We start from the raw sequence: 25,083 nt of genomic DNA, 5'->3' as shown, positions 1-25,083 counted from the left end.
CGCCACCGTCGCCGAGGTGATGGCGCAACTGGCCGAGGCCGAGAAGGCCCGCGCCGAGCCCCAGCTGTCGTCGCGCCAGCGCCGGGCCCGCACGGTCGCGCGTCTGGCCGCCGTCCAGGCCCTGTACCAGATGGAACTGGCGGGGGAGGGTGTGGAGACCGTGGTCAGCGAGTTCCGCAACTTCCGTTTCGACGCCGACATCGAGGGCCAGCCCCTGGCCGAGGCCGACGAGGACTGGTTCTCGGACACGGTCCACGGCGTGGTCGAGCATCAGCGCGGCGTCGATGAGGCCATCAAGGCCCGTCTGGCGTCCAACTGGCGTCTGGAGCGTCTCGACGCGACCCTGCGCGCCCTGCTGCGCTGCGGCGCGTGGGAGCTGCTGCACAAGCCCGAGGTCCCGCGCGAGATCGTCATCGACGAATACGTCGAACTGGCCAAGGCCTTCTTCGACGACGCGGAGGCGAAGTTCGTGAACGCGGCGCTTGACGGCGTGGCGCGCGATGCCCGCGATTGACGTCGCCGGCGAATTCGAGACCATCCAGCGGCTGCTGAAGCCGCTGGCCCACCCGGAATGGGCGAGGGGGCTGGCCGACGACGTGGCCGTGCTGCCCTCGCGTCCGGGGCACGACCTAGTGCTGACCAAGGACGCCATCGTCGAGGGCGTCCACTTCCTGCCCGACGATCCGCTGGACACGGTGGCTCAGAAGCTGCTGCGGGTGAACCTGTCCGATCTGGCCGCAAAGGGGGCCGAACCGTTCGGCTACCTCCTGGCCTGCCACTGGTCCGAGCGCTGCGGCTGGCCCGAGCGCGAGGCCTTCGTCTCCGGCCTGAGGCGCGACCAGGCCATCTTCGACATTTCCCTGCTGGGCGGTGACACGGTGAAGACGCCGGGACCGGCCAGCTTCTCGGCCACCATGATGGGCTGGGCGCCGTCGGGCGCCGCCGTCAGCCGGGCCGGGGCGCGGCCGGGCGACCTGCTGTTTGTCACCGGCACGATCGGCGACGGCTGGCTGGGGCTGCAGGCCGCCCAGGCGACCCTGACGCTGGAGCCCGAGCGTCGCGATGCGCTGGAGGCCGCCTATCGCACCCCCATGCCGCGCGTGGAGTTCGCCCCCGTGGTCCTGGGCCTGGCCACCGCCAGCGCCGACGTCTCCGACGGCCTTCTGGCCGACGCGGGCCACATCGCCGAGGCCAGCGGCGTGGGCATCGAAATCGACCTGGAGGTCCTGCCCATGTCGGCGGCCGCTCAGGCCTGGTTCGACGGGAGGGTCGATCCCCAGGCGGCGCTGGAGCTTCTGGCCTCCGGCGGGGACGACTACGAAATCCTGCTGACCGCCCCGGCGGGCGCCGAGAACGCCCTGCGCCGCGAGGCGGAGCGACGCCATCTGCGCCTGACGCGGGTCGGGCGCGTGACGGCCGGGCAGGGCCTGTCGGTGCGCTATCACGGCCAGGAGATCACCCCGACTCGCACCGGCTGGACGCACGACTAGGCGCAGCGGTTGCGGGCGTTGAAGACGCGCTAGACGCAACGGATTGCTAACGCGCAGGAGCGATGTTCGTCGAATGCAACGCCGCAGGTTCCTCCAGACCGCATTCGCCCTTTTGACCGCTGGGGGCGCGGCGGGCGTCGCGCGCGCCAGCGAGCCGGCGGCCGATCCGGGGCCGGCGGTCGTCGACCTGACGGGGGTGGGCCTGCCCGTGATCGTCGACGGCCGGGTCCGCAACTACGTCTTCATCGCCCTGAAGCTGCACCTGGGACCCGGGCAGTCGCCCGAGGCGGTGCGCGCCAAGGAGCCCCATCTGCGCGACGCTCTGGTGCGCGCCGGGCACGCCACGCCCTTCGTACTCAAGGACGACTGGACCCGCCTGGATGAGGCGGCGCTGAGCGCCAGCCTGATTCGCTCGGCCGCGCGGCTGATCGGTCCTGGCGCGGTGACGCGGGTCGAGATCGCCAGCCAGGCGGCGCGCCGCAGGGCTGGAGTCCGGGGCGCGTAGGGGTCCAAAGAGCGCTGTTGCGCCACGCCGCCGCATTTGGCACGATTTAGCCGCAATTCCCGAGGGGCGTGAATTCGCGTCTGTACGCGCACGGGGGGACCGGAAGGCGGCCGAGAGGCGAAAATCGCCCGTAGCAATGCCCATGGAACCGCGCGCTTAGTTGCATAGGGCTTGGAAACGCCATGACGTCATATCTTTGGCTGGTCATCGCGGCCGGCGCGCTGGGGGTGCTTTACGGCGCCGTCCAGACCGCTGCCTTGATGAAGGCCGACAGTGGTAGTGAACGGATGCGTGAGATCGCCGCGGCGATCCAGGAAGGCGCCTCCGCTTATCTGAAGCGTCAGTACACAACGATTGGCATTGTCGGGGTCGTGATCTTGGTCGCGGCCTTTTTTCTTATCGGGCCATGGGCGGCGCTCGGCTTCCTGATCGGCGCCGTCCTGTCGGGCGCGGCCGGCTTCGCGGGGATGCTGATCTCCGTGCGGGCCAATGTGCGCACCGCCCAGGCGGCGTCGCAGAGCCTGTCCAAGGGACTGGACCTGGCCTTCCGCTCGGGGGCCATCACGGGCATGTTCGTGGCGGGTGGGGCCTTGCTGGGCGTGTCGGGCTACTACGCCTTCATGACCCAGGGCATGGGCTTTGAAAGCACCAGCCGCGCCGTGGTCGACGGCCTGGTGGCGCTGGGCTTCGGCGCCTCGCTGATCTCCATCTTCGCGCGACTGGGCGGCGGCATCTTCACCAAGGGGGCCGACGTGGGCGGTGACATGGTGGGCAAGGTCGAAGCCGGCATTCCAGAGGATGATCCCCGCAACGCCGCCACCATCGCGGACAATGTGGGCGACAACGTCGGCGACTGTGCGGGCATGGCCGCCGACCTGTTCGAGACGTATGCCGTCACGACCGTGGCGACCATGGTTCTGGCGGCGATCTTCTTCCGCAACCAGCCCTATGTCGACGTGATGATGCTGCTGCCGCTGGCCATCTGCGGCGTCTGCATCGTGACCTCGATCGTCGGAAGCTTCTTTGTCCGCCTGGGCAAGGGGGGCAACATCATGGGCGCCCTGTACCAGGGGCTGGTCGTGACCGGACTCCTCTCGGTCGTGGCGGTCTGGTGGGTGATCCGCTCCATGCTGCCCGGCGCGGTCGAAACCTCGGGCGGCCTGCTGATCCAGCCGATGAACCTGTTCTGGTCGGGCGTCGTCGGCCTGCTGGTCACGGCGGCCATCGTGGTGATCACCGAGTACTACACTGGCACGGGCTTCCGTCCGGTGAAGTCAGTGGCCAACGCCTCCGTCTCGGGGCACGGCACCAATGTGATCCAGGGCCTGGCTGTCTCCCTGGAGTCCACGGCCCTGCCTGCGCTGACCATCATCGTGGGCATCGTCGCAGCCTTCCAACTGGCGGGCCTGTTCGGCATCGCCATCGCCACCACGACCATGCTGGGCGTGGCGGGGATGATCGTGGCGCTGGACGCCTTCGGTCCGGTCACCGACAACGCGGGCGGCATCGCCGAGATGGCGGGTCTGCCGCCGGAAGTCCGGGTCTCAACCGACGCCCTGGACGCGGTGGGCAACACCACCAAGGCCGTGACCAAGGGCTACGCCATCGGTTCGGCGGGCCTGGGGGCGCTGGTGCTGTTCGCGGCCTATGTGGAGGACCTCAAGTTCTTCGCGGCCGAGGCGCAGCCGGGCAGCTTCTTCCACGGACTGGGCGTGGTCGCCTTTGACCTGTCCAACCCTTATGTCGTGATCGGCCTGCTGTTCGGGGGGCTTCTGCCCTTCCTGTTCGGCGGGCTGGCGATGACGGCGGTTGGGCGCGCGGCCGAGGCCGTCGTGGCCGAGGTGCGTCGTCAGTTCCGCGAGAACCCGGGCATCATGACGTTCCAGACCAAGCCGGAATACGGCCGGGCCGTGGACATCCTGACCAGCGCGGCCATTCGCGAGATGATCGTGCCGTCGCTGCTGCCGGTGCTCTCGCCGATCGTCCTGTTCGTCGTCATCCTGTTCATCCAGCCGGACAAGGCCAACGCCTTCGCTGCGCTGGGGGCCATGCTGATGGGGGTGATCGTGACGGGCCTGTTCGTCGCCATCTCCATGACGTCGGGCGGCGGCGCCTGGGACAACGCCAAGAAGCTGATCGAAGAAGGCTTCACTGACAAAAACGGCGTGGTTCACGGTAAGGGCTCGGAAGCGCACAAGGCCGCCGTCACCGGCGACACTGTGGGCGATCCCTACAAGGACACCTCGGGTCCGGCGGTGAACCCCATGATCAAGATCACCAACATCGTGGCGCTTCTGCTGCTGGCGGTGCTGGCGAGCGGCAAGATCGTCTAAGGACGCTTCGCTGAAACTAAAGACGCCCCGGAGAGCGATCTCCGGGGCGTTATCTTTTGGGACCCTGTGCGCGCGACGCGGTCGTTCGCGGCTTGAGGGGCGCCGCAGTCTGACGAAAGGGGCCCTTAGTCCGGGCGGCGCTGGCCGGGGACTTCGTCCTCGGTGCGCGGCAGCTGGCCGCGGCCGACGTTGCCGAGCAGCTGTTCGAGGATGGTCAGCTGGCGGCCGCGGGTCGGCGTCTCGCGCCGCTCCATGGCGATCTGACGGCCGTCTTCCAGGCCCAGGGTGCGCACGCTGGCGACCTTGTCGCCGCCTTCGCCGAAGGTGATCTCGGTGACCGAGCGCTGCGACACTTGGGGCTTGTTATAGGTGTAGCGCTGCGTCGTCTGGGTCAGGTAGTACCAGACGCTGTCGGTCTCGAAGGTCGAGGTCGTCGAGGGCGTGCCCAGCTTGGCCAGCACGGTCTCGCGGGTGTCGACGCCGGCCTCGATATCCTGGGGCTTGGCGTCCACCGCCTGGAACCCCTGGGTGGCGACGACCGGGGCGCAGGCGCCCGCGGCGGCGGCGAGCGAGGCGGCGATGATGAGCGACGTAAAACGGGGCATCGGCGATGGGCCTCTAGGAACAAGGTCTTTGACCTAACCGTCGCTGCGTCCTAGTGCAACGGCGCGGCGGAAAAGGGGCCGTGAAATCCTATGTTCAAGACACTCTTCAGACGACAGACGCAAGAGCGGCATGCGCAGGGCCTTTACGCCCTGGCGGTCGAACAGGCGCGCCAGCCCGATTTCTACGCCCGCCTGGGCGTGGCCGACCGAATCGACGCGCGCTTCGAACTGTACACCCTGCATGTCCTGCTGCTGTTCGTGCGGATGAAGGCCGATGGCGAGCGCGGCGCCGACCTGGCTCAGAAGGTGTTTGACGCCTATGTCTCGGCGCTGGACAATGTGCTGCGTGAACTGGGCGTCGGCGACGTTTCGGTCGGCAAGAAGATGCGTAAGCTGGGCGAGGCGCTCTATGGCCGCATGAGCGCCTATGAGAAGGCGCTGCGCGAAGGCGACCACGCGGGCTTCCAGGCCTCGATCGCGCGCAACGTGTTCGAGAGCGAAAACCCCGCCGACGGGGCCGAACTGACCCGTTACGCGTTGGAATCGCATGACCGGCTGTCGCGCCAGGCGACTTCCGCCGTGGAAAAGGCGCCGGACTGGGCCATGATCATCGCATGACGATTCCCACCCTGCCTTTCAGCGACCCCGTCCGCCTGCACCAGATCGGAGCGGGCCTTTCCCGGCATCTGGAGCCGGACGCCGAGGCGCGCGTCCGCATCGCCCGGGCGCTGAACCTGAAGTCGCTGGATCGATTCGAGGCGGACCTGGAGGTCACGGCGACGGTGTCGGGCTGGCGGCTGACCGGCCGCGTCGCAGCCGATGCGGTCCAGTCCTGCGTTCTGACGCTGGAGCCCTTGCCGGTCCATGTCGACGAACGCTTCGAGATCAATCTGGTCGAGGCCTCGGACACGCCCCCGTTGGAAGAGGGCGAGATCGACCTGGAGCTGGACGATGATTCGCCCGACGTGGTGGAGAACGGCCAGATCGACCTGGGCCAGTACGCCGTGGAGCAGTTGGCCCTGTGCCTGGACCCCTATCCCCGCAAGGAAGGCGCGGTGTTCGAGCAGCCGCCCGAGCCCGGCGAGATCTCGCCTTTCGGCGTGCTGCGGGCGCTGAAGCCGGACGGCTCGGACAAGAGTTGACCTAAGGGCGCCCCGGTTGCATCCACGGGGTGCGACATTTTCGTCCGCCCGCCTTAACATGAAGCGCCGCGACAAGACGGCGACGGAGTCGATTTCCACTTGGCATCATCCACACTGATCTCGCTCGACGCCATGGGCGGGGACCACGGTCCCTCCGTCGTGGTCGGCGGCGTGAAGGCTTATTTCTCGCGCTATGGCGGCGACGGGGTCCGTTTCCTGCTGCACGGCGACGAGGCCGCGATCCGCGCCGAGATGGCGCGCTGCGGACTGTCGGATGATGTCTGCCAGGTCCGTCACACGGACAAGGTCGTCGCCATGGACGAAAAGCCCGCCCAGGCCATGCGCCGGGGCAAGGGCTCCAGCCTGTGGAACGCGATCGAGGCGGTGAAGGCGGGCGAGGCCCAGGCCGCCGTCTCGGCGGGCAACACCGGCGCCCTGATGGCGATCTCGAAACTGATCCTGCGCATGGCCGTCGACGGGCTGGAGCGCCCGGCCATCGTCGCCAGTTGGCCCACCAAGCGCGGCTTCACGGCCGTTCTGGACGTCGGCGCCAATATCGGCAGCGACGCGCGCCAACTGGTCGAGTTCGCCATCATGGGCGAGGCCTTCCAATCCGCCGTGTATGGCGTGGAGCGGCCGACGGTCGGCCTGCTGAACGTCGGCTCCGAAGACATGAAGGGCCATGAAGAGGTGCGCGAGGCCCACGCCGTGCTGCGCACCGACGCCGTGCCCGTGAATTATACCGGCTTCGTCGAGGGGCATGACATCGCCGCCGGGACGGTGGACGTGGTGGTGACCGACGGCTTCACCGGCAACATCGCCCTGAAGACGGCCGAGGGCACGGCCCGTTTCATCTCCGGCCTGCTGAAGGAGGCGCTGACCTCCGGCCCGCTCGCCAAGCTGGGCGCATTGATCGCCATGCCGGCCCTCAAGAAGATGGCGCGCCGGATCGATCCGAGCAGCGTCAACGGCGGACCCTTGCTGGGCCTGAACGGAATTGTCGTGAAAAGCCACGGCGGCGCCACGGCCGAGGGTTATGGAAACGCCATCCGCGTGGCTGTCGAACTGGCCCGCAGTGACTATCTGACCAAGGTCAGCGCCAATTTCGCGCGTCTGGCGGCCGCCATGGATGAGCCTGCGCCCGCCGTCATGGGAGAAACCCAAAAGTGAGCGTCATTCGTAGCGTCGTCACCGGAGTGGGGTCGTTCCTGCCCGAGCAGGTCGTGACCAACGAGGATCTGGCCAAGATCGTCGACACCTCCGACGAATGGATCATCGAGCGCACCGGCATCCGCCAGCGCCACAAGGCCCGCGACGACGAGCCGACCAGCGACCTGGCGGTGAAGGCCGCCGAACGCGCCCTGGCCGATGCGGGCAAGACGGCGGCGGACGTCGATCTGATCATCGTCGCCACCACCACGCCGGACCAGACCTTCCCGGCCACGGCGGCCATCGTCCAGCGTAAGCTGGGCGCGCCGGTGGGCATCGCCTTCGACGTTCAGGCGGTCTGCTCGGGCTTCGTCTATGCGCTGAGCGTGGCCGACGGTTTCGTCGCCCGGGGCCAGGCCAAGTGCGCCCTGGTCATCGGCGCGGAGGAAATGACCAAGCTGATGGACTGGACGGACCGCACGACCTGCGTCCTGTTCGGCGACGGCGCCGGCGCCTTCGTGCTGGAGCCCGGCGAAGGGCAGGGGACCAAGGCAGATCGTGGCGTGCTGGGCTTCGCCCTGCGCTGCGAGGGCGCCAAGTCCGACATGCTCTACGTCGACGGCGGCCCGGCCACGACCGGCACGGTCGGCCATCTGCGGATGCTGGGCAATCAGGTGTTCCGCCACGCCGTGGTCAACATCGCCGAAGCGATCACGTCGGCGGCCGAGGTTGCCGGCGTCGATATCCCCGAGATCGACTGGTTCGTGCCGCACCAGGCCAATCAGCGGATCATCAAGGGCGTCGGCGACCGCCTGGGCCTGGACGAGGACAAGGTCATCTCGACCGTGGCCATGCACGCCAACACCTCGGCCGCCTCCATCCCGCTGGCGATGGACGTGGCCATCAAGGACGGGCGCATCAAGAAGGGCGATCTGGTCCTGGTCGAGGCCATGGGCGGCGGCCTGACGTGGGGAGCCTGCGCCTTCCGATTCTAGATTCGTATTGAGGACTTTGATTTCCGGCCGTTTTGCCCTTCAATGACCCGCCGATTGATTGCGGGGAGATGCAAGTGGCCGGACATCAGACCCTTACCCGGGCGGATTTGTGCGAAGCGGTCCATGAGGAGGTCGGGCTGTCCCGGCAGGAATGCTCCGGACTGGTCGAGCGCACTTTGGACCTGATCGTTGATTCCCTCGAGCAGGGGGAGACGGTCAAGCTATCGGGCTTCGGCGTCTTCCAGGTCCGCGAAAAACGCGCCCGCATGGGCCGCAACCCCAAGACCGGCGAACCGGCCGCCATCAACCCCCGCCGCGTCATCAGCTTCCGCGCCTCCCAGATCATGAAGAGCCGGGTGCACGACGCCGTCGTCGAGACCTGAGACCCTTGGCCAAAAGCCCCAACGCCTTCCGCACCATTTCCGAAACCGCCGAGGAAGTCGGCGCCCCCCAGCATGTGCTGAGGTTCTGGGAGACGAAGTTCGACTTCATCGCGCCGGTGAAGCGGGCGGGGGGGCGGCGCTTCTATCGTCCGGACGACGTCATGGTGCTGAAGGCCGTGCGGCGGCTGCTGCACGACGAGGGGCTGACGATTCGCGGCGTCCAGCGGCTGGTGCAGGAGCAGGGCCTGGTCCGGCTGACGGCCTACGCCGATCCCGTCGCCATGCTGGAAATCGATTCGGGCGAGCGATCTGAACCGACGATGGAAACGGGGGCGAACCCGGGCGTCTCGAACCGCCTGGAAACGGTGCTGGGCGAACTGGAGGCGGCCAGGGCCCGATTGGAGGCCGTTCTGCGACGCTAAGACGGAAGTTGTTGTCGATAGAGCGTTTTAGGGTTTGCGGAGCACCGAACCGCCGTCTATAGGGAGCGCCTTCGGAGCGTGGCGCAGCCTGGTAGCGCACTTGACTGGGGGTCAAGGGGTCGCAGGTTCGAATCCTGTCGCTCCGACCATTTTCCATAGGAAAATCGGTTGGTTGAAGGGGTCGCTTTCGAGCGGCCCCTTCGCAATTTGGCCGCTTGATCACAAACTTGGTCACAAATGGACGGCGCCGTCGTCGGCGGCGTCGCAGTTTTGGAGGGCGCGAGCGCGCCACCTCCTGACTGACTCATTGCGGTCATTCCCCTGGTCCGCGTCCGGGCGCCGCACTGGCGCCATGCCGGTCCGTGCAGGCCGATGCGGCCTTGGAGGACCTGGTTTCCCGTACGGCCCAGGCCCATGCGCCCCGGCTTGCGAAACCGGGCAGCAGCGGATGCGTTCCGCCTGGGTCTTGTGGGGTAGCCCCGAGTGGCGCCGGCCGATGGTCCGGACGAACTCGTGGCGACGATGCCAGCGCCCGGATCGGGGATGTCATGAGCATGATTGACGCGCCGCTCTCCGCCCTGGGCCTCGATGATGCCGAAGCCGCGAGACGTCTCGTCCGGTTCGGGGCCAACGAGATCAGAAAGGCTCGCGACCGAAACCTGTTGGACATCCTTCTCGGGGCTGTTCGCGAACCGATGGTGCTTCTGCTGCTTGTGGCGACGGGGCTCTACCTGCTGTTTGGTCACCGCGCGGAGGGGTTGTTCCTGGCCGCCGGGGCCTTGATCTCGATCAGCCTGACGGTCGGCCAGGAAGCTCGGAGTGAAAGGGCGCTCAAGGCTTTGCGCGCTCTGGCCGAGCCCTACGCGCGCGTCATCCGTGACGGACACGAGCGACGCCTTCCGGCGCGAGACCTGACGCCGGGAGACCTCGTCCTGGTCGGCGAGGGCGAACGGGTCCCGCGGATCTGCGTCTTGTGTCGTCCCTCGTCGTCACCGTGGACGAGTCCCTTCTGACCGGAGAGGCTGTGCCGGTCACCCGCATCGGGTCAAAGGCCGCCGTCGGCGATCCATCCGCGCGCGCTGTCGGGGGCGACGGCGGCCCCTGGCTGTTCGCCGGTACGCTGATCGTGGCGGGGCACGGCTTGGCCGAGGTCGTGGACACGGGGCCGCGCACGGCGTTGGGTCGTGTCGGCGAGGCGCTGGGCGAGGAGGGGGAGCCGCCCACGAACCTTCAGCGGACCACGCGGCGTCTGATCGGCGTGGCGGGACTTCTGGCGGTGGGCTTCTGCGTCGTCGTGGCGGTCCTTTACGGGGCGACGCGCCAGGACTGGCTGGAGGGCGCCCTGGCCGGGCTGACGCTGGCGATAGCCCTGATCCCTGAGGAATTTCCGATGGTGCTGACGGTCTTCATGGCTCTGGGCGCGCGGCGGTTGGCGCAAAAGCGCGTTCTGGTGCGGCGGACGGCCGTGGTGGAGGCCCTGGGGGGAACGACGCTTCTGTGCGTCGACAAGACCGGCACCCTGACGGAGAACCGCATGCGACTGGCGGCGCTGTGGCTGGATGGCCGTCGCAGGGATGTCGAGGGGGCGCTTCAGGACAGGGCGGCCTGCGCGTTGCTGGAGGCGGCCGTGCGAGCCTCCGCCCAGCGGTCCAACGATCCGATGGACAGAGCGCTGTGCGAGGTCGCCGGCCTGGGGATTGACGCAGGAGAGCCCATTCGCGTCTGGCCTCTGGCCCCCGAACGGCCGGCTTACATCCAGCTGTGGCGCGAGAGCGACGGGTTTGTCGCGGGCGCCAAGGGCGCGCCCGAGGCGGTCTTCTCGCTCTGCGGCCTCGGGGGAGACATAAAGCGACGGGCGGCCGAAGCGCAGGAACAGATGGCGGGGCAGGGGCTGCGCGTGCTGGCGGTCGCCGACTGGCGCGGATCCAGCCCCTTGGCAGCAGAGCCCGACGTCGCCGGCTTTCGCTTTCTCGGCCTTGTCGCCTTCGAGGACCCCCTTCGATCGGAGGTCCCTGGAGCCCTGCGCGTCGCGCAGGGGGCCGGCATCTCGGTCGCCATGATCACTGGCGACTATCCCGCAACGGCTCGGGCCATAGCGGGCCAGGCGGGCATCGACCTGTCGGCCGGCGTCCTGACGGGAGCCGAGATTGACGCCTTGTCGCCGGAGGCGCTGCGCGAGCGGCTTCGAAAGGTGCGGGTCTTCGCCCGGATCCGCGCCGAACAGAAGCTCGCCCTGGTCGAAGCCTTTCAGGCCCACGGCCACGTCGTGGCCATGACCGGCGACGGGGTCAATGACGCCCCTGCGCTGGAGGCGGCCCAGATCGGCATCGCCATGGGGAAGCGAGGCTCCGACGTGGCGCGCGAGGCGGCGGATCTGATCCTTCTCGACGACAGCTTCGGCGCCATCGTCGACGGCGTGGTCCTGGGGCGTCGCATCTACGCCAATCTGAGGAGGGCTATGGTTTATATCACGGCCATTCACGTCCCCATCGCCGGACTGGCGCTGGCGCCGCTGCTCATCGGCTGGCCGCCTTTGCTAATGCCCATGCACGTCGTCTTGCTGGAACTGGTGATCGATCCCGTCTGCGCCCTGGCCTTTGAGGCAGCGCCGGCAGAAGCCTCCGCCATGAAACAGCCTCCGCGCAAGCCGACGGAGCCCCTGTTCGGGAGGCGCCAGATCGTCGGCGCAGCCCTGGCGGGGGCTGTCATTCTGGTCGCGCTGCTGCTGCTCTACGGCGGGGCGTCCGCCGTCGCCTCTACAGACGAGGCGCGCGGCGCGGCGTTCACCGGTCTTATCGTGGCCAATCTGGCCTTTGCTTTCGCCGCCTCGGCCGTCCCGGGCCTCGGCCTTCTGGATCGCTCACGGCGGCCTTTCTGGATCATCTGCGCATTGGCGCTCGCGGTTCTGTGCGGCGTGCTGGCGGTTCCGGCATGGGGTGAACTGTTCGGACTGACGCTTCCGCCGCCGCCCTTGCTCGCCCTCGCCCTGCTGGTCGGAGCGGGCGCCGGCGGCATGGCCCTCCGGCTTTCGCCGCATGACCGCCTCTAGGCGGCGATCGAAGCTTGCAGTAACGATGTTGTCTTTAGGCGGCTGTCCTGCGGCGAGGCGATGCGGTGTCGGACACTCGGCATTCCACAGGTTCGGGCGTCGTGTTCGCGGTGCGGGGCCTGTGCAAGGTCTATGCGACCGAGGCGGGCGAGGTGCACGCGCTTCGGGACGTCGATTTGGACATCGTCAAGGGCGAAACCCTGGTGTTGCTCGGCCCGTCGGGGTCCGGAAAGTCGACCTTCCTCAACATCCTCGGCGGGCTGGACGTCGCCACATCGGGTTCTGTCCGCTTTCGCGACATGGAGCTGACGCGCGCGTCCGCGGGACAGGTCACAGCCTATCGCCGGGCATCGGTCGGCTTCATCTTCCAGTTCTTCAACCTGGTGCCCAGCCTGACGGCGCGCGAGAACGTCGCTCTGATCACCGAGATCGCCGACGACGCCATGAGCCCAGAGGAGGCGCTGGCCCTCGTCGGTCTGTCCGACCGGCTCGACCATTTCCCCGCCCAGCTTTCGGGGGGGCAGCAGCAGAGGGTGGCCGTGGCCCGGGCCATCGCCAAGCGGCCCGCGTTGCTGCTCTGCGACGAACCGACCGGCTCGCTGGACAGCGAAAGCGGCGTCCAGGTGCTGGAGGCGATCCAGGCAGTGGCCAGGGACGTCGGCGCCACCACCATGATCGTCTCGCACAACGCCGGAATCGCGCAGATGGCGGATCGGGTGATCCGGTTTCGTGATGGAGCGATCACCGACATCGTGGTCAACGCGCGCAAGACCGCGCCTCGGGAGATGAGCTGGTGAAACCGCGCGCCCTGGACCGCAAGCTGGGGCGCGACCTATGGCGCATGCGCTGGCAGGTGCTGGCCATCGCTCTGCTGATCGCCTGCGGCGTGTCCGTGGCGGTGATGGCCTTCTCGGCCCAGCGCGCCCTGGAGCAGGCGCAGGCGGACTTCTATCGCGAGACCCGCTTCGCTGACGTCTTCGCCGCCGCCAAGCGGGCGCCGCTGGCGCGCGAACGGGACCTCGCGGCCATTGAAGGCGTGACCGCCGTCGATGCGCGCATCGTCCAGAGCGGCCTGATGGACGTGCCGGGCTTGTCGCGTCCGGCGATCGCGCGACTGATTTCCTTGCCGGACGATCCGCGACGCTGCCTGAACTGCGTGCAACTGGTCGCGGGGCGGATGCCCGATCCAGCTCGGATGGAGGAGGCAGTCGCGCTCAGGGCGTTCATGGACGCGGCGGGCGTCAGGCTGGGTGATCGGCTCAGGGCGACCATCGGCGGGCGCGTCGTGTCCTTCGTCATCGTGGGGGCCGTGCTGTCGCCAGAATACGTCTATGTGCCGGCGCCCGAGTCCTTCATGCCCGACGACGCGCACCAGGGCGTCCTGTGGGCGCCGCGTCGCGCGGTCGAGCGGGCGACCGACATGACGGGGGCGTTCAACGCCGTAGCGCTGACCGTGGCGCCCGGCGTCTCGCGGCCTGGGGTGCTGCAAGAGGTCGACCGGGTGCTGGCGCCCTATGGCGGACGCGCGGCCTACGAGCGGACGGATCAGGCGTCGCACGCCTTCCTGACGGCCGAACTGAAGGAGCTCTCCATCTCGGCTTCGGTTCTGCCGCCGGTCTTCCTGATCGTCGCGGCGGCGCTGGTGCATCTGGTCGTGTCGCGGCTGGTGGACGCCGAACGTGAACAGATCGGCCTGCTCAAGGCCTTCGGCTACAGCGACCGCGAGGCGGCCGCCAACTATGTCCGCATGGCCGCCGCCATCGGTACGGCGGGGGCGCTGGGCGGCGGGTTGATCGGCGGCGGGTTCGGCGCCGCCATCGTGGACCTCTATCGCGACTATTTCCGCTTTCCTGAACTGCAGGTGCGGTTCAGCTGGATGGCCTTCATCGGCGCGACGGCGGTCTCGATCGCGGCTGCGATGGCCGGGTCGCTGGCCGCGGCGAGGCGGGCGACCGCCCTATCGCCGGCCGTGGCCATGCAGCCGCCCCGGCCGGCATCCTTTCGACGGGGGGTTCTGGACGACCTGTTCCGCGATGCGCGGATCGATCAGGCCACCCGCATGATCGTGCGCAATCTGGAGCGGTTTCCTGTCCGCGCCGTCCTGACGACCCTGGGGCTGGCGGCGGGGCTGGTCCTGCTGATCGGATCGCTGTTCCTGTTCGACAGCCTCGACCGGGTGGTTGAGCGAAGTTACTTCCGCTCCCAGCGCTGGAGCGAATCCGTCGGCTTCGCGGAGCCGCGCAACGTCGAGGCGGTGAACGCGCTCGCGCGACTGCCCGGCGTTTTCGCCGCCGAGCCCGTTCGCGTCGTGGCGGTTCGGTTCAGGTCCGGCGGGCGCGAAGAGATGACGCGGATCGTGGGGCTGGACCCGGACGCCATGCTGCACCGGGCGCTCGGGCCGAGCGATCGCGTGGCGGCGCCGGCGGGACGGGGGCTGGTGCTCGACGAGGCGCTGGCGGCGCGGCTGTCGTTGAAGCCCGGCGACCGCGTCTGGGTCGAGATCCTCGACGGGCGAGGCGGCCAGGCCCTGTTGCCGATCACGGGCCTGGCCCGCGATTACAGCGGGGCGACGGCCTATATGGACCGCCGGGCGCTGAACCGGCTGATGGGCGAGGGCGATGTCGCCAGCGGGGCCGAGCTGCTGGTCGCCGCCGATGCGCGCGGGGCCTTTTATCGGGCGATCGAGGCCGCGCCCCAGATCGTCGGCTCGTCTTCGCGCGACGACACCGTCGCCGCCTGGCGAGCGGTCATGGCCAAGTCCTTCAGCACCGCGATCCTGTTCTACCTGGGCTTCGCCGGGGCCATCGCCTTCGGCGTCGCCTACAATATGTGCCGGATTTCCTTGGCCGAGCGAGTGCGCGATCTGGCCACCCTGCGGGTGCTGGGATTCGATCCGGCGACCTGCGCCTATATCCTGCTGGGCGAACTGGCCGTTCTGGCGCTGCTCGCTGTTCCGATCGGCGTGCTGGGCGGCTACGGCCTGTCTCACGGGCTGGTGGCCGCCTATTCGCGCGAGGACGTCCGCTTCCCCGCGATCATCGCCGCCGACAGCTACGGCGCGGCGATCGGGGCCTATCTGATCGTTGTCGCCCTGGCCGGGGGTCTGGCGGCGCGGCGCATATGGACGTTTGATCTGGTCGCTGTCCTCAAGACGCGGGAGTAGGCCGATGGCTTGGCTGAACAGGTTCTCCGCAAAATGGCCGAGGTGGGCGCTGGGGGCCCTGGTCGCGGCGACGGTCGTGGCGGTGTTGGGCCTTCTGCTGGCGCCGCATCCCGTCGCGGTGGACGTGGACGTGATCAGTCGCGGCCCCATCGCCGACGCCGTCGCCGCCGAAGGCGAGGCCCGGGTGCACGAGGCCTATCTGATAGCGGCTCCTGTCGCCGGACGGCTGGAGCGGATCGATCTTCACGTCGGCGACCGGGTCGTGGCCGGCAGGACCCTGGTGGCCCGCATACGTCCCGCCGCGCCGGACCTGCTTGACGCTCGCTCGCGGGCTCTGGCGCAGGCGTCGGTCTCGGCGGCTACGGCGGCCCTTTCGTCGGTTCAGGCGCAGCGCGATCAGGCCGCCGCCCAGGCGCGCAAGGCCGAGGGCGATCTCGCCCGCGTCACCACGCTGGCCGAGCGCGGTTTCGCCTCGACCCAGGCGCGCGACGCCGCCGAAGCCGAGGCGCGAGCCGCCCGCGCGGCGGTGCGCGCCCTGACGGCGCAGGTGGACGTGCGCCGGTCTGACCTCGCCGCCGCCCGCGCCGCCCTGGTCGGTCCCGACGCCGCAGGAAGCGGCCTGGTCGCCGTCACGGCGCCGGCTTCCGGCTATGTCACCCGCGTCCTGCAGGAAAGCGCTCGGCCCGTCGTGGCCGGCGCGCCCCTGATCGAGGTCAGCGACCAGAGCGGGCTGGAGGCCGCGATCGAATTCCTGTCCCAGGACGCAGTGAAAGTCCGTGAAGGCATGGAGGCCGAGGTCTTCGACTGGGGCGGACCGGGGGCGATCCCGGCCGTCGTGCGGCGGGTCGAACCCCAGGGCTTCACCAAGGTGTCGGCGCTGGGCGTCGAGGAGCAACGCGTTGTCGTCGTATTGCAGTTCAAGGGTGATCCCGAGACCTGGTCATCGCTGGGGCCGGGGTACCGCCTCTCGGGCAGGGTCTTCCTGCGACGCGCGCCGGACGCGATCAAGGCGCCGCTGGGCGCGCTGGTGCGTGACAAGGGAGGGTGGGCTGTCTTCAAACTGGTGGCCGGGCGTGCGCGCCTGACGCCGGTCCAGGTCGGCGCGCTGACGGACCGTGAGGCCGAAGTCGTCAAGGGCCTTCAGTCTGGCGAGACGGTCATCGTCTTCCCGTCAGACCAGGTCCGCGACGGCGTGCGAGTCAGGCGGCGATCCTGATGCCGACGCCTTCCGCCCCCCCGAGACGAGTCAGTAGGCCGCTTCAAGGGGAAGGCCCGGGTGGAGCGGGTAGCGCTTTACCCCGATCCGCACCGTCGTCGAGGACCCGCTGTCGAGAGCGAGCGTCAGTCGTTGGGCGGTTTGGCGAATCTCGCAACGGATCTGACGGCCTTGCCACAGAAGGCTGAAGGCCAGCCGCGTCCAGCCCGCGGGAAGGCGCGGGGAGAGGATGATCTCGTCATCATCGAAGGCGACGCCCGCGAAGCCGAAGATCACCGTCATCCAAAGGCCGCCCAGCGCGCCGATGTGAACGCCGCCGCCAATGGCCGCCGCCGCGTCCGAAAGGTCGATCGCAGCCGTTCGGCGGAAATAATCGAGCGCCTTGTCCGTTTCACCGAGGCGGGCGGCGACGAGCGCGTGCAGGGGAGGGCTCAACGAACTGCCGTGGCCGCAGCGGGGCTCGTAGTAGAGGAAATTCCGCTTGCCGGCGTCGCCGGGGAAGGTGTCCGGCAGCAGGGCCAGCAGGGCGAGGACATCGGCCTGTTTGATCACCTGACTCCGGCGCGTTCGCTCGCGTCCCAGGACGACATCCATGGGAACGCTGCGGCCGACGTAGCGGGACAGATCGATCGGCTCCAGTTCAAAAAAACCCGCGAACTGCTCGAACAGGCCTGTCTTCGGGTCGTACCCGGTCACGATCGCGTCGGCCGTTTCGCGCCATCGCAGCAGTTCGGGCTCGTCCAGCCCCAGCCTGCCCGACAACTCGGACCAGCGTCGCGGCCATTTGCGGCGCAGCAGGTCGGCCGTCTGCAGGGCGGCGTGGATGTTCCATTGTCCCATGACGTTGGTGAAGGCGTTATCGTCGATCGTCTCATGATATTCGTCGGGGCCGATCACCCCCCGGACGTGGCGCCGCCCGTCGGGCTCCAGCACGGCCCGCGCCGCCCAGAAGCGGGCGGTCTCGAACAGGATTTCAGCGCCGGCCTCGCGCAGGAATTCATCGTCGCCCGTGGTGCTCCAGTAGCGCCAGACGCCGTAGGCCACGTCGGCGCTGATGTGCTGCTCACGGACGCCCGTCAGGATGCCGAGGACGTGGCGGTCAGGGGCTATGGCGTAAGGGGGCGTCGCCTCCTCGCCGTCGCCGGCCGACTCCCAGGCGTAGAGCGCCCCGGTCCAGCCCAGAGACGCGGCCTTGGCCCGGGCCGCGTCCAGCCCGTGGAAACGGTACATCAGCAGGGCTCGCGCCGCCTCCGGCCAGGTGTGGCAATAGAAGGGAAGCAGGAAGATCTCCGTGTCCCAGAAGACGTGTCCGCCGTAGTCGCCGCCCGTGAGCGCCCGCGCGCCGATGGAAACCCGGTCGTCGGCGGGGTTGGCGGCGCTGTTGAGATGATAGGCGGCGAAACGCAGGGCGCGCTGCGCGTCGGCGTCGCCGTCGACCTCGACGGCGCTGCAGGCCCAGCGTTGCGACCAGGACGCTTCATGATCCGCCGCCACGCCCGCCGCGCCGCGGTCGCGGGCGCGCCGAAGGGCGGAGCGCGCCGTCGTGGCGGCGTCGCCGTCGCCCCTGGAGCGGGCCACGCTGACAATGCGTTCGAACTCCACGACCTGTCCCGGTCGGGTCGCCCAGGCCCAGGACGATCGGAGCGGCCCTGCCTGGCTCGGCGGAGAGGCCTCCCCGTCGATCTTCAGCGAGGCTGCCGCCGCGATGGCCAGGGCGATCCCTGACCTGCGCGTCCGCCAGGTCATGAGGTCCGGCAGCGCAGATTGCGGCGTCAGGTCGTGATTGACCCCTTCGAGCGAGGCCTCCAGCGCGATCGCCTCCTCGCCTTCGAGAACGTCCATGCGGATCAGTTGGAGTCCGACCTCGCGATCGCTGAGCGAGACAAGGCGAAGGGTTCGGACACGCATGCGCAGGGCGCCCGCGCCGTGTATGCAGTCGCTGAGGACGAGCCCTCGCCGCATGTCCAGATCCATCGTGTGAGAGGGCACGTCGGCCGGTTCCTCGACGAAGCGGACTCCGGCCACATGAACCTGGACCTGAAGCCAGTCGGCCGCGGGCAGGAGGACCGGCACGCCGCCAGCCTCGCCGGTCCGGTCGAAAAGACCGGCCACATAGGTGCGCGCGGGCGTCACCCATAGCCGGCCCCGGGTGAAGGCGCGCTCGCCCCTGACGCCGAGATGACCGTTGCTGATGGCGAAGCGCGTCTCTCGGCTGCTTTCACGAAGGGGATCGTATCCGCTCTCTGACAAGCGCCAGGTCGGATCAGGGAAGGGCGCAAACATTCCCTCCGGGATCGACAGGTCGCTCATGATGCAGACTCCGTCCAATGGCCCGTCGTCAGATCGTCGATGGCGATGTCGTCGAGGCTGGCGACGACGCGGTGCGCCCCTGCGGTGCGCAGGCCGGCGGCGTCGTTCAGCCGCGCCAGGCCCAGAGCCAGGGCGCCGGCCGCCCGCGCCGCCTGAATGCCCGCCGTCGCGTCCTCCACGACCAGGCAGGCCTGCGGCGGCGTCTTCAACTCATCTGAGGCGCGCAGGATGATCCAGGGATCCGGCTTGCCCGGTCCTTCATCGCGTCCGTTCAGATTCACCGCGAACCGGTCCAGCAGGGCGCCTCCGTCCAGACGTTTACAGACCCTCAGCATGGCGTCGGCGTTCCGCGAGGCCGAAACGACCGCCATGGGCAGGCCCGCCGCCGCGGCGCGCTCGACGAACCGCAGGCCGTCAGGAAAGGCTCGGACGCCTCCCGCCTGAATCAAGGCCTCCAGTCGCGCCTGCTTGCGAACGGCGTAGGCGGGCGCCTGGTCCTGCGCGTCGGCGACGCCGAGCGCCCTGAGGGCGGAGAGCGCACCTTCGGCGCGCGGTTTTCCCGCCACCTGGTCTTGGTACAGCTGGGTGGTGAAACGACCGGGATCCGCCAGCCCCGTCAGGGCGTCACGCCAGGCCTGCTCATGCGGCGACGCCAGCAGAACGCCATCCACATCCAGGATCAACGCCCGCACCTTTGGTGTTTTGACGCTCACCCTTTCGCTCAAAGCGGGGCTTCCCCTAGATCGGCCGGCGCGGCTGGCCGCCGCAGAATGATGTAGAAGGGCGTGCGCTGCGCTGCCTTGACGACGGTCAAGGACGTCCGCGACGCGCCGTGGTCGGATCGTCGGCTGATGATCGCCATGTCCCTGTCCGCTCCCGGCTCCCAGCTCGTCGAAGAGGTCCGCCCGGATCCCACGCCTGGCCCGGGCGAGATTCGACTGCGCGTCAGGGCCTCCGGCGTGTGTCGCACCGATCTGCATGTCGTCGACGGCGACCTGCCGCCGCGACATCGGCCGATCATTCCCGGCCACGAAGTCGTCGGCGTGGTGGACGCCGTGGGCCCGCAGGTGGCGAGCATCCGGGTCGGCGACCGTGTCGGGGCGATGTGGCTGGCCAAAAGCTGCGGCCGGTGCCGTTACTGCCGGGAAGGCGAGGAAAATCTCTGTGACGATCCTGCCTTTAATGGCTGGACTCGCGACGGGGGCTATGCGGACACGATGATCGCCTGGGCTGACTTCTGTCTGCCCATTCCGCCGTCCCTGAGCGACGTGGAGGTCGCTCCCCTGTTGTGCGCCGGCCTGATCGGATTTCGGGCCTGGCGCAAGGCCTGCGCTGATCGGCCCGTGCGCCATCTGGGGCTCTACGGCTTCGGCGCGGCGGCGCATCTGCTGGCGCAGCTGGCGATCTTCGAGGGCCAGTCCGTCTATGCCTTCACGCGCGACGGCGACACGGCCGCCCAGGATCTGGCTCTGGCGCTGGGCTGCGTCTGGGCGGGCGGTTCCGGCGCTGCGCCGCCCATGCCCCTGGACGCGGCCGTCATCTTCGCTCCGGTCGGCGATCTCGTTCCCATCGCGCTTCGCGCCGTGCGCAAGGGCGGCGTCGTCGTCTGCGGCGGCATCCATATGACCGATATTCCGGCCTTTCCTTACGCCCTGCTCTGGGAAGAACGGCGGCTGGTCTCTGTCGCCAATCTGACGCGCCAGGACGGGAGGGACTATCTGCCCCGCGCGGTTCTTGCGGGCGTTCGGGCGCATGTGACGACCTATCCGCTGTCCCAGGCCAATCAGGCGCTCGACGACCTGCGGCGCGGCGCCTTTTCCGGCGCCGGCGTTCTGGTTCCCGGTCGGATCTAGGCACTGACATGACAATCAAGGACTACGTCCGTTGGTTCGACAGCCTGGGTCTGGAGGACGTGCCGCTGGTCGGCGGCAAGACCGCCTCGCTGGGCGAACTCGCGCAACTGCTCGGTGGCGAGGCCGTGACGGTTCCCCAAGGCTTCGCGATCACCGCCGACGCCTATCGCGACGCTCTTGACGCCGCCGCGGTCCTGCCGCAACTGAAGGCCCTGCTCACGGGCGCGGATGCGGGCGACATCGGGGCCTTGCAGGTCGCGGCGGCCAAGGCGCGCGAGATCGTCTATGCGGCGACCGGCGGCGACGCGCTCCGCCGCCAGATCCTCGGCGCCTATCATCGCTTGCTGGACCAATGTGGGGAGGACGTGACCGTCGCCGTGCGCAGTTCGGCGACGGCCGAAGACCTGCCTACGGCGAGCTTCGCCGGCCAGCATGAAAGCTTCCTGCACGTGCGGGGTGATGAAGACCTGGTGGAGGCCTGTCGTCGCTGTTTCGCCTCCATCTTCACCGATCGGGCCATCGTCTATCGAAACGACAACGGCTTCGACCATTTCAAGGTCGCTCTCTCCGTCGCCGTGATGCGGATGGCGCGCGCCGATCAGGCCTCGAGCGGCGTGATCTTCACCCTCGACACCGAAAGCGGCTTTCGCGACGTGGTCTATGTCACCGGCGTCTACGGCCTTGGCGAGAGCATCGTGCAGGGGCGAGTCGATCCGGACGAATTCTACATCCACAAGCCGACCTTCCGGCAAGGCTTCAGGCGAGTGCTGAGCCGCAGCCTGGGCGCCAAACAGGCGCGCATGACCTGGCGACGTGGCGGCAAGGCGCGAGGACTGGCAACGCGGAGAACCTCGCAAACCGAACGGGCGCGGTTCTGCCTTACGGATGTGGAGGTGCTGCAACTGGCCGACGTGGCCCTGAAGATCGAGGATCACTACTCTGCGCGGGCCGGGCGGGCGACGCCGATGGACATCGAATGGGCCAAGGACGCGGATGATGGGCGGCTCTATATCGTTCAGGCGAGGCCCGAGACGGTCGCGTCGCGTCTTGGGGCTGAGATCGAGACCTACAGGCTGACCGGCAAGGGCGAGTTGCTGACGTCAGGCAAGGCGGTCGGCGAGAAGGCGGCCAGCGGGGTCGTCCGGATGATCCGCAGCGACGCGGACCTGAAATCGTGCGCGCCCGGCGACGTTCTGGTCGCCACCTCCACCAGCCCGGACTGGGAGCCGGTGATGAAACAGGCGGCGGCGATCGTCACGGATCGGGGCGGACGCACCTGCCATGCCGCCATCGTCGCCCGTGAACTGGGGGTGCCGGCGGTCGTGGGGACGGGGGATGCGACCCGACGGCTGATCTCCGGGAGCCGGGTGACCGTCGCCTGCTGCGAAGGCGAGACGGGTCATGTTTATCAAGGCGACGTCGCCTTCGCCGTCGAGCGGCTCGAGGGCGCGGCTCTGATCCAGCCGAAGACCGACATCATGCTGAACCTGGCGCATCCGGATCAGGCCCTTCACGCCGCCCGGCTGCCGAGCGCGGGGGTCGGCCTGGCGCGGCTGGAGTTCATCATCGGTGAGCGGATCAGGCTTCATCCCATGGCCGCCGCGCACCCCGAGCGCGTCACCTCGGTTCGCGACAGGGCGACGATCGCGCGGCTCGCCAAGTCCCACGCCTCTGCGCGGGACTATTTCGTGGAAACCCTTGTCGAGGGCGTAGCGATGATCGCGGCGGCCTTCTATCCGCGTCCGGTCATCGTGCGGCTGTCGGATTTCAAGACGAACGAATACGCCAGGCTGCTCGGCGGGGCGGCCTTCGAGCCGGTCGAGGAGAACCCGATGCTCGGTTTCCGGGGCGCATCGCGCTACGCTCATCCGCTTTATGCCGACGGTTTTGTGCTGGAATGCGAGGCCCTCGCTCGCGTTCGCCGGGACTTCGGCCTGACGAACCTCAAGGTGATGGTCCCCTTCTGCCGGCGCCTGGAAGAAGCCGGGGCCGTGCTGCAGGCGATGGCGGCCAGCGGCCTGGAGCGGGGCAGGGACGGGCTCGAGGTCTATGTCATGTGCGAGATTCCCAACAACGTGATCCAGATCGACGCCTTCGCCAAGCTGTTCGACGGGTTTTCGATCGGCTCGAACGATCTCACCCAACTGCTGCTGGGCGTCGACCGTGACTCCGAAGTGGTGGCCTTCGACTTCGACGAACGGGATCCCGGCGTGCTCGAAATGTTGCGCCAGGCCGTCGTGGGCGCACACCGCAACGGCCGTCACGTGGGAATCTGCGGCGAGGCGCCGGCGACCTATCCGGAGGTCGCGGTCTTCCTGACCGACCTGGGCGTCGACTCCATCAGCGTCAATCCCCAGAGCCTCGGGCGCACGCTTGAAGCCGTTCTGCAGGCTGAACGCGTCGGGTCTCGGGCGTGACGGAACGGATGACCTGGGGCGTGCCCTTATGCATCATGCAGCGCTCGCCGGCGGCTGGTTCGTCGGAGGGATGAATGGCTACAGACGGGTTGCGGTGATAGCGTTTTCAGACGGAAATCAGGAGAGTGCGATGAAGGGTTTTGTCGACGACATCGACCGGCTGACGGTGGAGAACACGGACTTCCGGCGGGTGCTTTACACCGGCAAGCACCTGCAACTGGTCCTCATGGCCCTGCGACCGGGCGAGGAAATCGGCGAGGAGGTCCACGACGACCACGACCAATTCTTTCGCATCGAGAAGGGGGCAGGCGAAGTCTGGATCGACGGCCAGCGGACGGCGATCAAAGCTGATGACGCGATCATCGTGCCGGCGGGCGCCCGCCACAACGTCGTCAACACCGGCGAGGAGTCACTGAGCCTCTATACCGTCTACGGCCCGCCGGATCATAAGGATGGGATCGTGCGGGCAACCAAGGCGGAAGCCGAGGCCAGCGAAGAGCACTTCGACGGAACGACGACTGAGTAGGGACGCGATGTCACGCGCGTCTTGAGTGGCCAAGTAAAGGGATGTCAGTTTTGGGGGCTCGGGCTTGCCTCATGCAGACTTGGCTAGGCGCAGGGCGATGCGTTTCCGCAACTGGGCGCGTATGACATTCCCATCGAGATGAAACCGATCGATTGAGCCGTAGCCTTCAATCGCCAGGGCGGCGGTGATGTCGCCTACCTTCAAGCAGGCAGGATCGCTTTCCGCGATCTGGAAGGCTCGCTCGACGATGTGGGTAATGGGCATGGGAATCCCTTCTCTCGCTGGAGGCTGGGGCTTGTTTTCCCCGCCGGGCAGGTTGGCCTGTGGTGCCGGAGGAGACGGCCGGACGTGAAGCTTCCCGGGGCGGAAAGATGGTGACGATGTCGCCTATCTTTGGCGTGGTTTTCGTGGAGGCTGTATCACGTCCAGTTGTTGACCATGGACGAGCAGGACACGACGGCCGCCGCCAGGAGCACGGCGAGACCTGAACCCACCCTGGTGGCGAGGCCGCTCATATTGCCCGATTGAGGAGTGCTGGTCGCAGGGAGCGCCATCATGACCTTCCATTTTTCGGCCGCACAGTAAGCCAGCCGCTGGTCGGTTTTTGATCGACAGACTGCATATGGGCAGTTCAGCGCCCCTTGCGAGCGCGGCCGTTCGCACCTTGACGTGACTTCGACTGCTGGGACCAGGTCAGGTAATCGGCCGGCTTGATTTCGGAAAACCTAGGTGGGGAACGCGGGGCGCTGATGATGGGGCGTCGCGGGGAACCCGAAGGTCGTCAAGTGGTCAGTCGGCCGCAGTCATTCGGTCTAGTACAGCTCTGTGCCTGATGCTGACCGGCACGATCGTGCCGTCGAACAGTTCCAGGGCGAAGGACTTGGCGCGGCGGATTATCGTGCGAACGGCATCCAGGCGCACAAAGGCGGAGCGATGAACGCGCACAAGGCGCGGGTCGGTGATCTGCTGAGCAATGGCGGCCATCGTCATGCGCAGCAGGAAGCTGCGCTGCGCGGTGTGCAGCAAAACGTGGTCGCGCGCCGCCTCGATGCGGAGGATGTCCGTTTCCATGACGCGGATGCGACGCCCAGCGCGCGTAGGGGCCCAGAATCCCGTCGGCGCAAGCACAGGTTCGCTACCCTCGACTGACGCCCTCATCTGTTGAGACCGCACGCGGTCGACCGCCTGGCGCAGACGATGCAAGCGCACAGGCTTGAGCAGATAGTCGACCGCCTCCAGGTCGAAGGCGTCGACCGCATGATCGGCATGGGCTGTTGAAAAGATGACAGCCGGGACGTGTCTTCCGTGGGCGGCCTTGAGGTCGAACGCAGCCTGCAGCCCGTCGCGGTAGGGCATGTGAATGTCAAGGATGACCAGGTCGGGGCGCAGGCGAGTGGCTGCGTCGATGGCCGCATCGCCGTCCCTAGCTTCGCCCACGATTTCGACGTCCGGAATCTGGGCCAGCTGCGCACGGAGCAGGTCCAGCGCCAAGGGCTCATCGTCCACGATCAGGATCTTCATGTTC

Annotated in this window: 22 protein-coding genes, 1 tRNA gene and 1 pseudogene; 19 read left to right on the top strand and 5 right to left on the bottom strand. The window is 68.2% G+C overall.

The window, feature by feature from the left end; translation table 11 throughout:
• Nucleotides 1-19 precede the first annotated feature (19 nt).
• The 4 genes from nusB to D8I30_RS13250 all read left to right on the top strand — a co-directional run bounded on the left by nusB (nt 20) and on the right by D8I30_RS13250 (nt 4,328).
• Nucleotides 20-514 carry a transcription antitermination factor NusB gene (gene nusB, locus D8I30_RS13265; protein WP_121483543.1) on the top strand — a complete coding sequence of 165 codons (495 nt, stop codon included), beginning with the start codon at nt 20-22 and terminating at the stop codon, nt 512-514.
• Nucleotides 501-1,490 (top strand): thiamine-phosphate kinase, encoded by a 990-nt coding sequence (gene thiL, locus D8I30_RS13260; RefSeq protein WP_121483544.1) that lies wholly within the window; start codon nt 501-503, stop codon nt 1,488-1,490. The genes nusB and thiL overlap by 14 nt, the downstream gene beginning before the upstream one ends.
• 73 nt (nt 1,491-1,563) lie before the next feature.
• Entirely contained in the window at nt 1,564-1,995 is a 432-nt protein-coding gene (locus tag D8I30_RS13255) for a hypothetical protein (RefSeq protein ID WP_121483167.1), read from the top strand.
• 182 nt (nt 1,996-2,177) lie between these two features.
• Complete coding sequence (locus D8I30_RS13250; RefSeq protein ID WP_121483166.1) at nt 2,178-4,328, top strand: sodium-translocating pyrophosphatase; 2,151 nt, start codon at nt 2,178-2,180, stop codon at nt 4,326-4,328.
• A 125-nt stretch (nt 4,329-4,453) separates the two neighbouring features.
• Here the strand turns inward: D8I30_RS13250 and bamE are convergent, their stop codons facing one another.
• Nucleotides 4,454-4,933, bottom strand: coding sequence for an outer membrane protein assembly factor BamE domain-containing protein (gene bamE, locus D8I30_RS13245; protein ID WP_121483165.1), 480 nt, complete (start codon nt 4,931-4,933; stop codon nt 4,454-4,456).
• A 90-nt stretch (nt 4,934-5,023) separates the two neighbouring features.
• On the opposite strand from bamE, the gene D8I30_RS13240 reads away from it, so the two are divergent.
• From D8I30_RS13240 to D8I30_RS13185, 12 genes and pseudogenes are all read left to right on the top strand, one after another.
• Nucleotides 5,024-5,551: a ubiquinol-cytochrome C chaperone family protein gene (locus D8I30_RS13240; RefSeq protein WP_121483164.1), complete on the top strand. Its 528-nt coding sequence runs from the start codon at nt 5,024-5,026 to the stop codon at nt 5,549-5,551.
• Nucleotides 5,548-6,075, top strand: a complete 528-nt coding sequence (locus tag D8I30_RS13235) for a YceD family protein (protein ID WP_121483163.1) — start codon at nt 5,548-5,550, stop codon at nt 6,073-6,075. Before D8I30_RS13240 ends, D8I30_RS13235 begins: the two co-directional genes overlap by 4 nt.
• A gap of 99 nt (nt 6,076-6,174) precedes the next feature.
• On the top strand, nt 6,175-7,245 hold the full coding sequence (gene plsX, locus D8I30_RS13230; protein ID WP_121483162.1) for a phosphate acyltransferase PlsX: 1,071 nt from the start codon (nt 6,175-6,177) through the stop codon (nt 7,243-7,245).
• Nucleotides 7,242-8,219 (top strand): beta-ketoacyl-ACP synthase III, encoded by a 978-nt coding sequence (locus D8I30_RS13225; protein WP_121483161.1) that lies wholly within the window; start codon nt 7,242-7,244, stop codon nt 8,217-8,219. Before plsX ends, D8I30_RS13225 begins: the two co-directional genes overlap by 4 nt.
• Before the next feature lie 74 nt (nt 8,220-8,293).
• Nucleotides 8,294-8,602 (top strand): integration host factor subunit alpha, encoded by a 309-nt coding sequence (locus D8I30_RS13220; protein WP_369822381.1) that lies wholly within the window; start codon nt 8,294-8,296, stop codon nt 8,600-8,602.
• Between the two features lie 5 nt (nt 8,603-8,607).
• Entirely contained in the window at nt 8,608-9,024 is a 417-nt protein-coding gene (locus D8I30_RS13215; RefSeq protein ID WP_121483160.1) for a MerR family transcriptional regulator, read from the top strand.
• 72 nt (nt 9,025-9,096) lie between these two features.
• A tRNA-Pro gene (locus D8I30_RS13210) sits at nt 9,097-9,173 on the top strand.
• A gap of 399 nt (nt 9,174-9,572) precedes the next feature.
• A pseudogene (locus D8I30_RS15145) lies at nt 9,573-10,531 on the top strand (cation-transporting P-type ATPase); the annotation flags it as partial.
• A 27-nt stretch (nt 10,532-10,558) separates the two neighbouring features.
• Nucleotides 10,559-12,073 (top strand): HAD-IC family P-type ATPase, encoded by a 1,515-nt coding sequence (locus D8I30_RS13200; RefSeq protein ID WP_430805161.1) that lies wholly within the window; start codon nt 10,559-10,561, stop codon nt 12,071-12,073.
• 101 nt (nt 12,074-12,174) lie between these two features.
• On the top strand, nt 12,175-12,870 hold the full coding sequence (locus D8I30_RS13195) for an ABC transporter ATP-binding protein (RefSeq protein WP_240387249.1): 696 nt from the start codon (nt 12,175-12,177) through the stop codon (nt 12,868-12,870).
• Nucleotides 12,867-15,236, top strand: a complete 2,370-nt coding sequence (locus D8I30_RS13190; RefSeq protein WP_121483156.1) for an ABC transporter permease — start codon at nt 12,867-12,869, stop codon at nt 15,234-15,236. Before D8I30_RS13195 ends, D8I30_RS13190 begins: the two co-directional genes overlap by 4 nt.
• A gap of 4 nt (nt 15,237-15,240) precedes the next feature.
• A complete protein-coding gene (locus D8I30_RS13185) occupies nt 15,241-16,452 on the top strand; it encodes an efflux RND transporter periplasmic adaptor subunit (RefSeq protein ID WP_121483155.1) in 1,212 nt (403 codons plus the stop codon).
• 30 nt (nt 16,453-16,482) lie between these two features.
• Here D8I30_RS13185 and D8I30_RS13180 read toward each other — a convergent pair whose 3' ends face one another.
• Nucleotides 16,483-18,762 (bottom strand): glycoside hydrolase family 65 protein, encoded by a 2,280-nt coding sequence (locus tag D8I30_RS13180; protein WP_205570722.1) that lies wholly within the window; start codon nt 18,760-18,762, stop codon nt 16,483-16,485.
• Nucleotides 18,759-19,475 carry an HAD family hydrolase gene (locus D8I30_RS13175; protein WP_205570721.1) on the bottom strand — a complete coding sequence of 239 codons (717 nt, stop codon included), beginning with the start codon at nt 19,473-19,475 and terminating at the stop codon, nt 18,759-18,761. Before D8I30_RS13175 ends, D8I30_RS13180 begins: the two co-directional genes overlap by 4 nt.
• A gap of 87 nt (nt 19,476-19,562) precedes the next feature.
• Here D8I30_RS13175 and D8I30_RS13170 point away from each other — a divergent pair, with 87 nt between their 5' ends.
• The 3 genes from D8I30_RS13170 (at nt 19,563) to D8I30_RS13160 (ending at nt 23,558) form a co-directional block, all read left to right on the top strand.
• Nucleotides 19,563-20,615 (top strand): zinc-dependent alcohol dehydrogenase family protein, encoded by a 1,053-nt coding sequence (locus tag D8I30_RS13170; protein WP_240387248.1) that lies wholly within the window; start codon nt 19,563-19,565, stop codon nt 20,613-20,615.
• 8 nt (nt 20,616-20,623) lie between these two features.
• Nucleotides 20,624-23,032: a phosphoenolpyruvate synthase gene (gene ppsA / locus D8I30_RS13165; protein WP_121483153.1), complete on the top strand. Its 2,409-nt coding sequence runs from the start codon at nt 20,624-20,626 to the stop codon at nt 23,030-23,032.
• A 130-nt stretch (nt 23,033-23,162) separates the two neighbouring features.
• The gene (locus D8I30_RS13160; RefSeq protein WP_121483152.1) at nt 23,163-23,558 is read left to right on the top strand and encodes a cupin domain-containing protein; all 396 of its coding nucleotides are present in this window, start codon (nt 23,163-23,165) and stop codon (nt 23,556-23,558) included.
• 69 nt (nt 23,559-23,627) lie between these two features.
• On the opposite strand, the gene D8I30_RS13155 is transcribed toward D8I30_RS13160, so the two are convergent.
• Nucleotides 23,628-23,822 (bottom strand): hypothetical protein, encoded by a 195-nt coding sequence (locus D8I30_RS13155; protein WP_121483151.1) that lies wholly within the window; start codon nt 23,820-23,822, stop codon nt 23,628-23,630.
• 525 nt (nt 23,823-24,347) lie between these two features.
• Nucleotides 24,348-25,079 carry a LytR/AlgR family response regulator transcription factor gene (locus D8I30_RS13150; protein ID WP_121483540.1) on the bottom strand — a complete coding sequence of 244 codons (732 nt, stop codon included), beginning with the start codon at nt 25,077-25,079 and terminating at the stop codon, nt 24,348-24,350.
• Nucleotides 25,080-25,083 lie beyond the last annotated feature (4 nt).

The organism is Brevundimonas naejangsanensis (assembly GCF_003627995.1).
Classification (GTDB): Bacteria; Pseudomonadota; Alphaproteobacteria; order Caulobacterales; family Caulobacteraceae; genus Brevundimonas; species Brevundimonas naejangsanensis_B.
The sequence above is the reverse complement of the archived record's forward strand: the minus strand, read 5'-3'. Positions and strand labels throughout refer to the sequence as shown.

Coding starts and splice junctions, on each gene's coding strand:
- nusB (WP_121483543.1), top strand. CDS start 20: ATGGCGCAACTGGCCGAGGCCGAGAAGGCCCGCGCCGAGCCCCAGCTG.
- thiL (WP_121483544.1), top strand. CDS start 501: ATGCCCGCGATTGACGTCGCCGGCGAATTCGAGACCATCCAGCGGCTG.
- D8I30_RS13255 (WP_121483167.1), top strand. CDS start 1,564: ATGCAACGCCGCAGGTTCCTCCAGACCGCATTCGCCCTTTTGACCGCT.
- D8I30_RS13250 (WP_121483166.1), top strand. CDS start 2,178: ATGACGTCATATCTTTGGCTGGTCATCGCGGCCGGCGCGCTGGGGGTG.
- bamE (WP_121483165.1), bottom strand. CDS start 4,933: ATGCCCCGTTTTACGTCGCTCATCATCGCCGCCTCGCTCGCCGCCGCC.
- D8I30_RS13240 (WP_121483164.1), top strand. CDS start 5,024: ATGTTCAAGACACTCTTCAGACGACAGACGCAAGAGCGGCATGCGCAG.
- D8I30_RS13235 (WP_121483163.1), top strand. CDS start 5,548: ATGACGATTCCCACCCTGCCTTTCAGCGACCCCGTCCGCCTGCACCAG.
- D8I30_RS13200 (WP_430805161.1), top strand. CDS start 10,559: ATGCGACTGGCGGCGCTGTGGCTGGATGGCCGTCGCAGGGATGTCGAG.
- D8I30_RS13185 (WP_121483155.1), top strand. CDS start 15,241: ATGGCTTGGCTGAACAGGTTCTCCGCAAAATGGCCGAGGTGGGCGCTG.
- D8I30_RS13180 (WP_205570722.1), bottom strand. CDS start 18,762: ATGAGCGACCTGTCGATCCCGGAGGGAATGTTTGCGCCCTTCCCTGAT.
- ppsA (WP_121483153.1), top strand. CDS start 20,624: ATGACAATCAAGGACTACGTCCGTTGGTTCGACAGCCTGGGTCTGGAG.
- D8I30_RS13160 (WP_121483152.1), top strand. CDS start 23,163: ATGAAGGGTTTTGTCGACGACATCGACCGGCTGACGGTGGAGAACACG.
- D8I30_RS13155 (WP_121483151.1), bottom strand. CDS start 23,822: ATGCCCATTACCCACATCGTCGAGCGAGCCTTCCAGATCGCGGAAAGC.
- D8I30_RS13150 (WP_121483540.1), bottom strand. CDS start 25,079: ATGAAGATCCTGATCGTGGACGATGAGCCCTTGGCGCTGGACCTGCTC.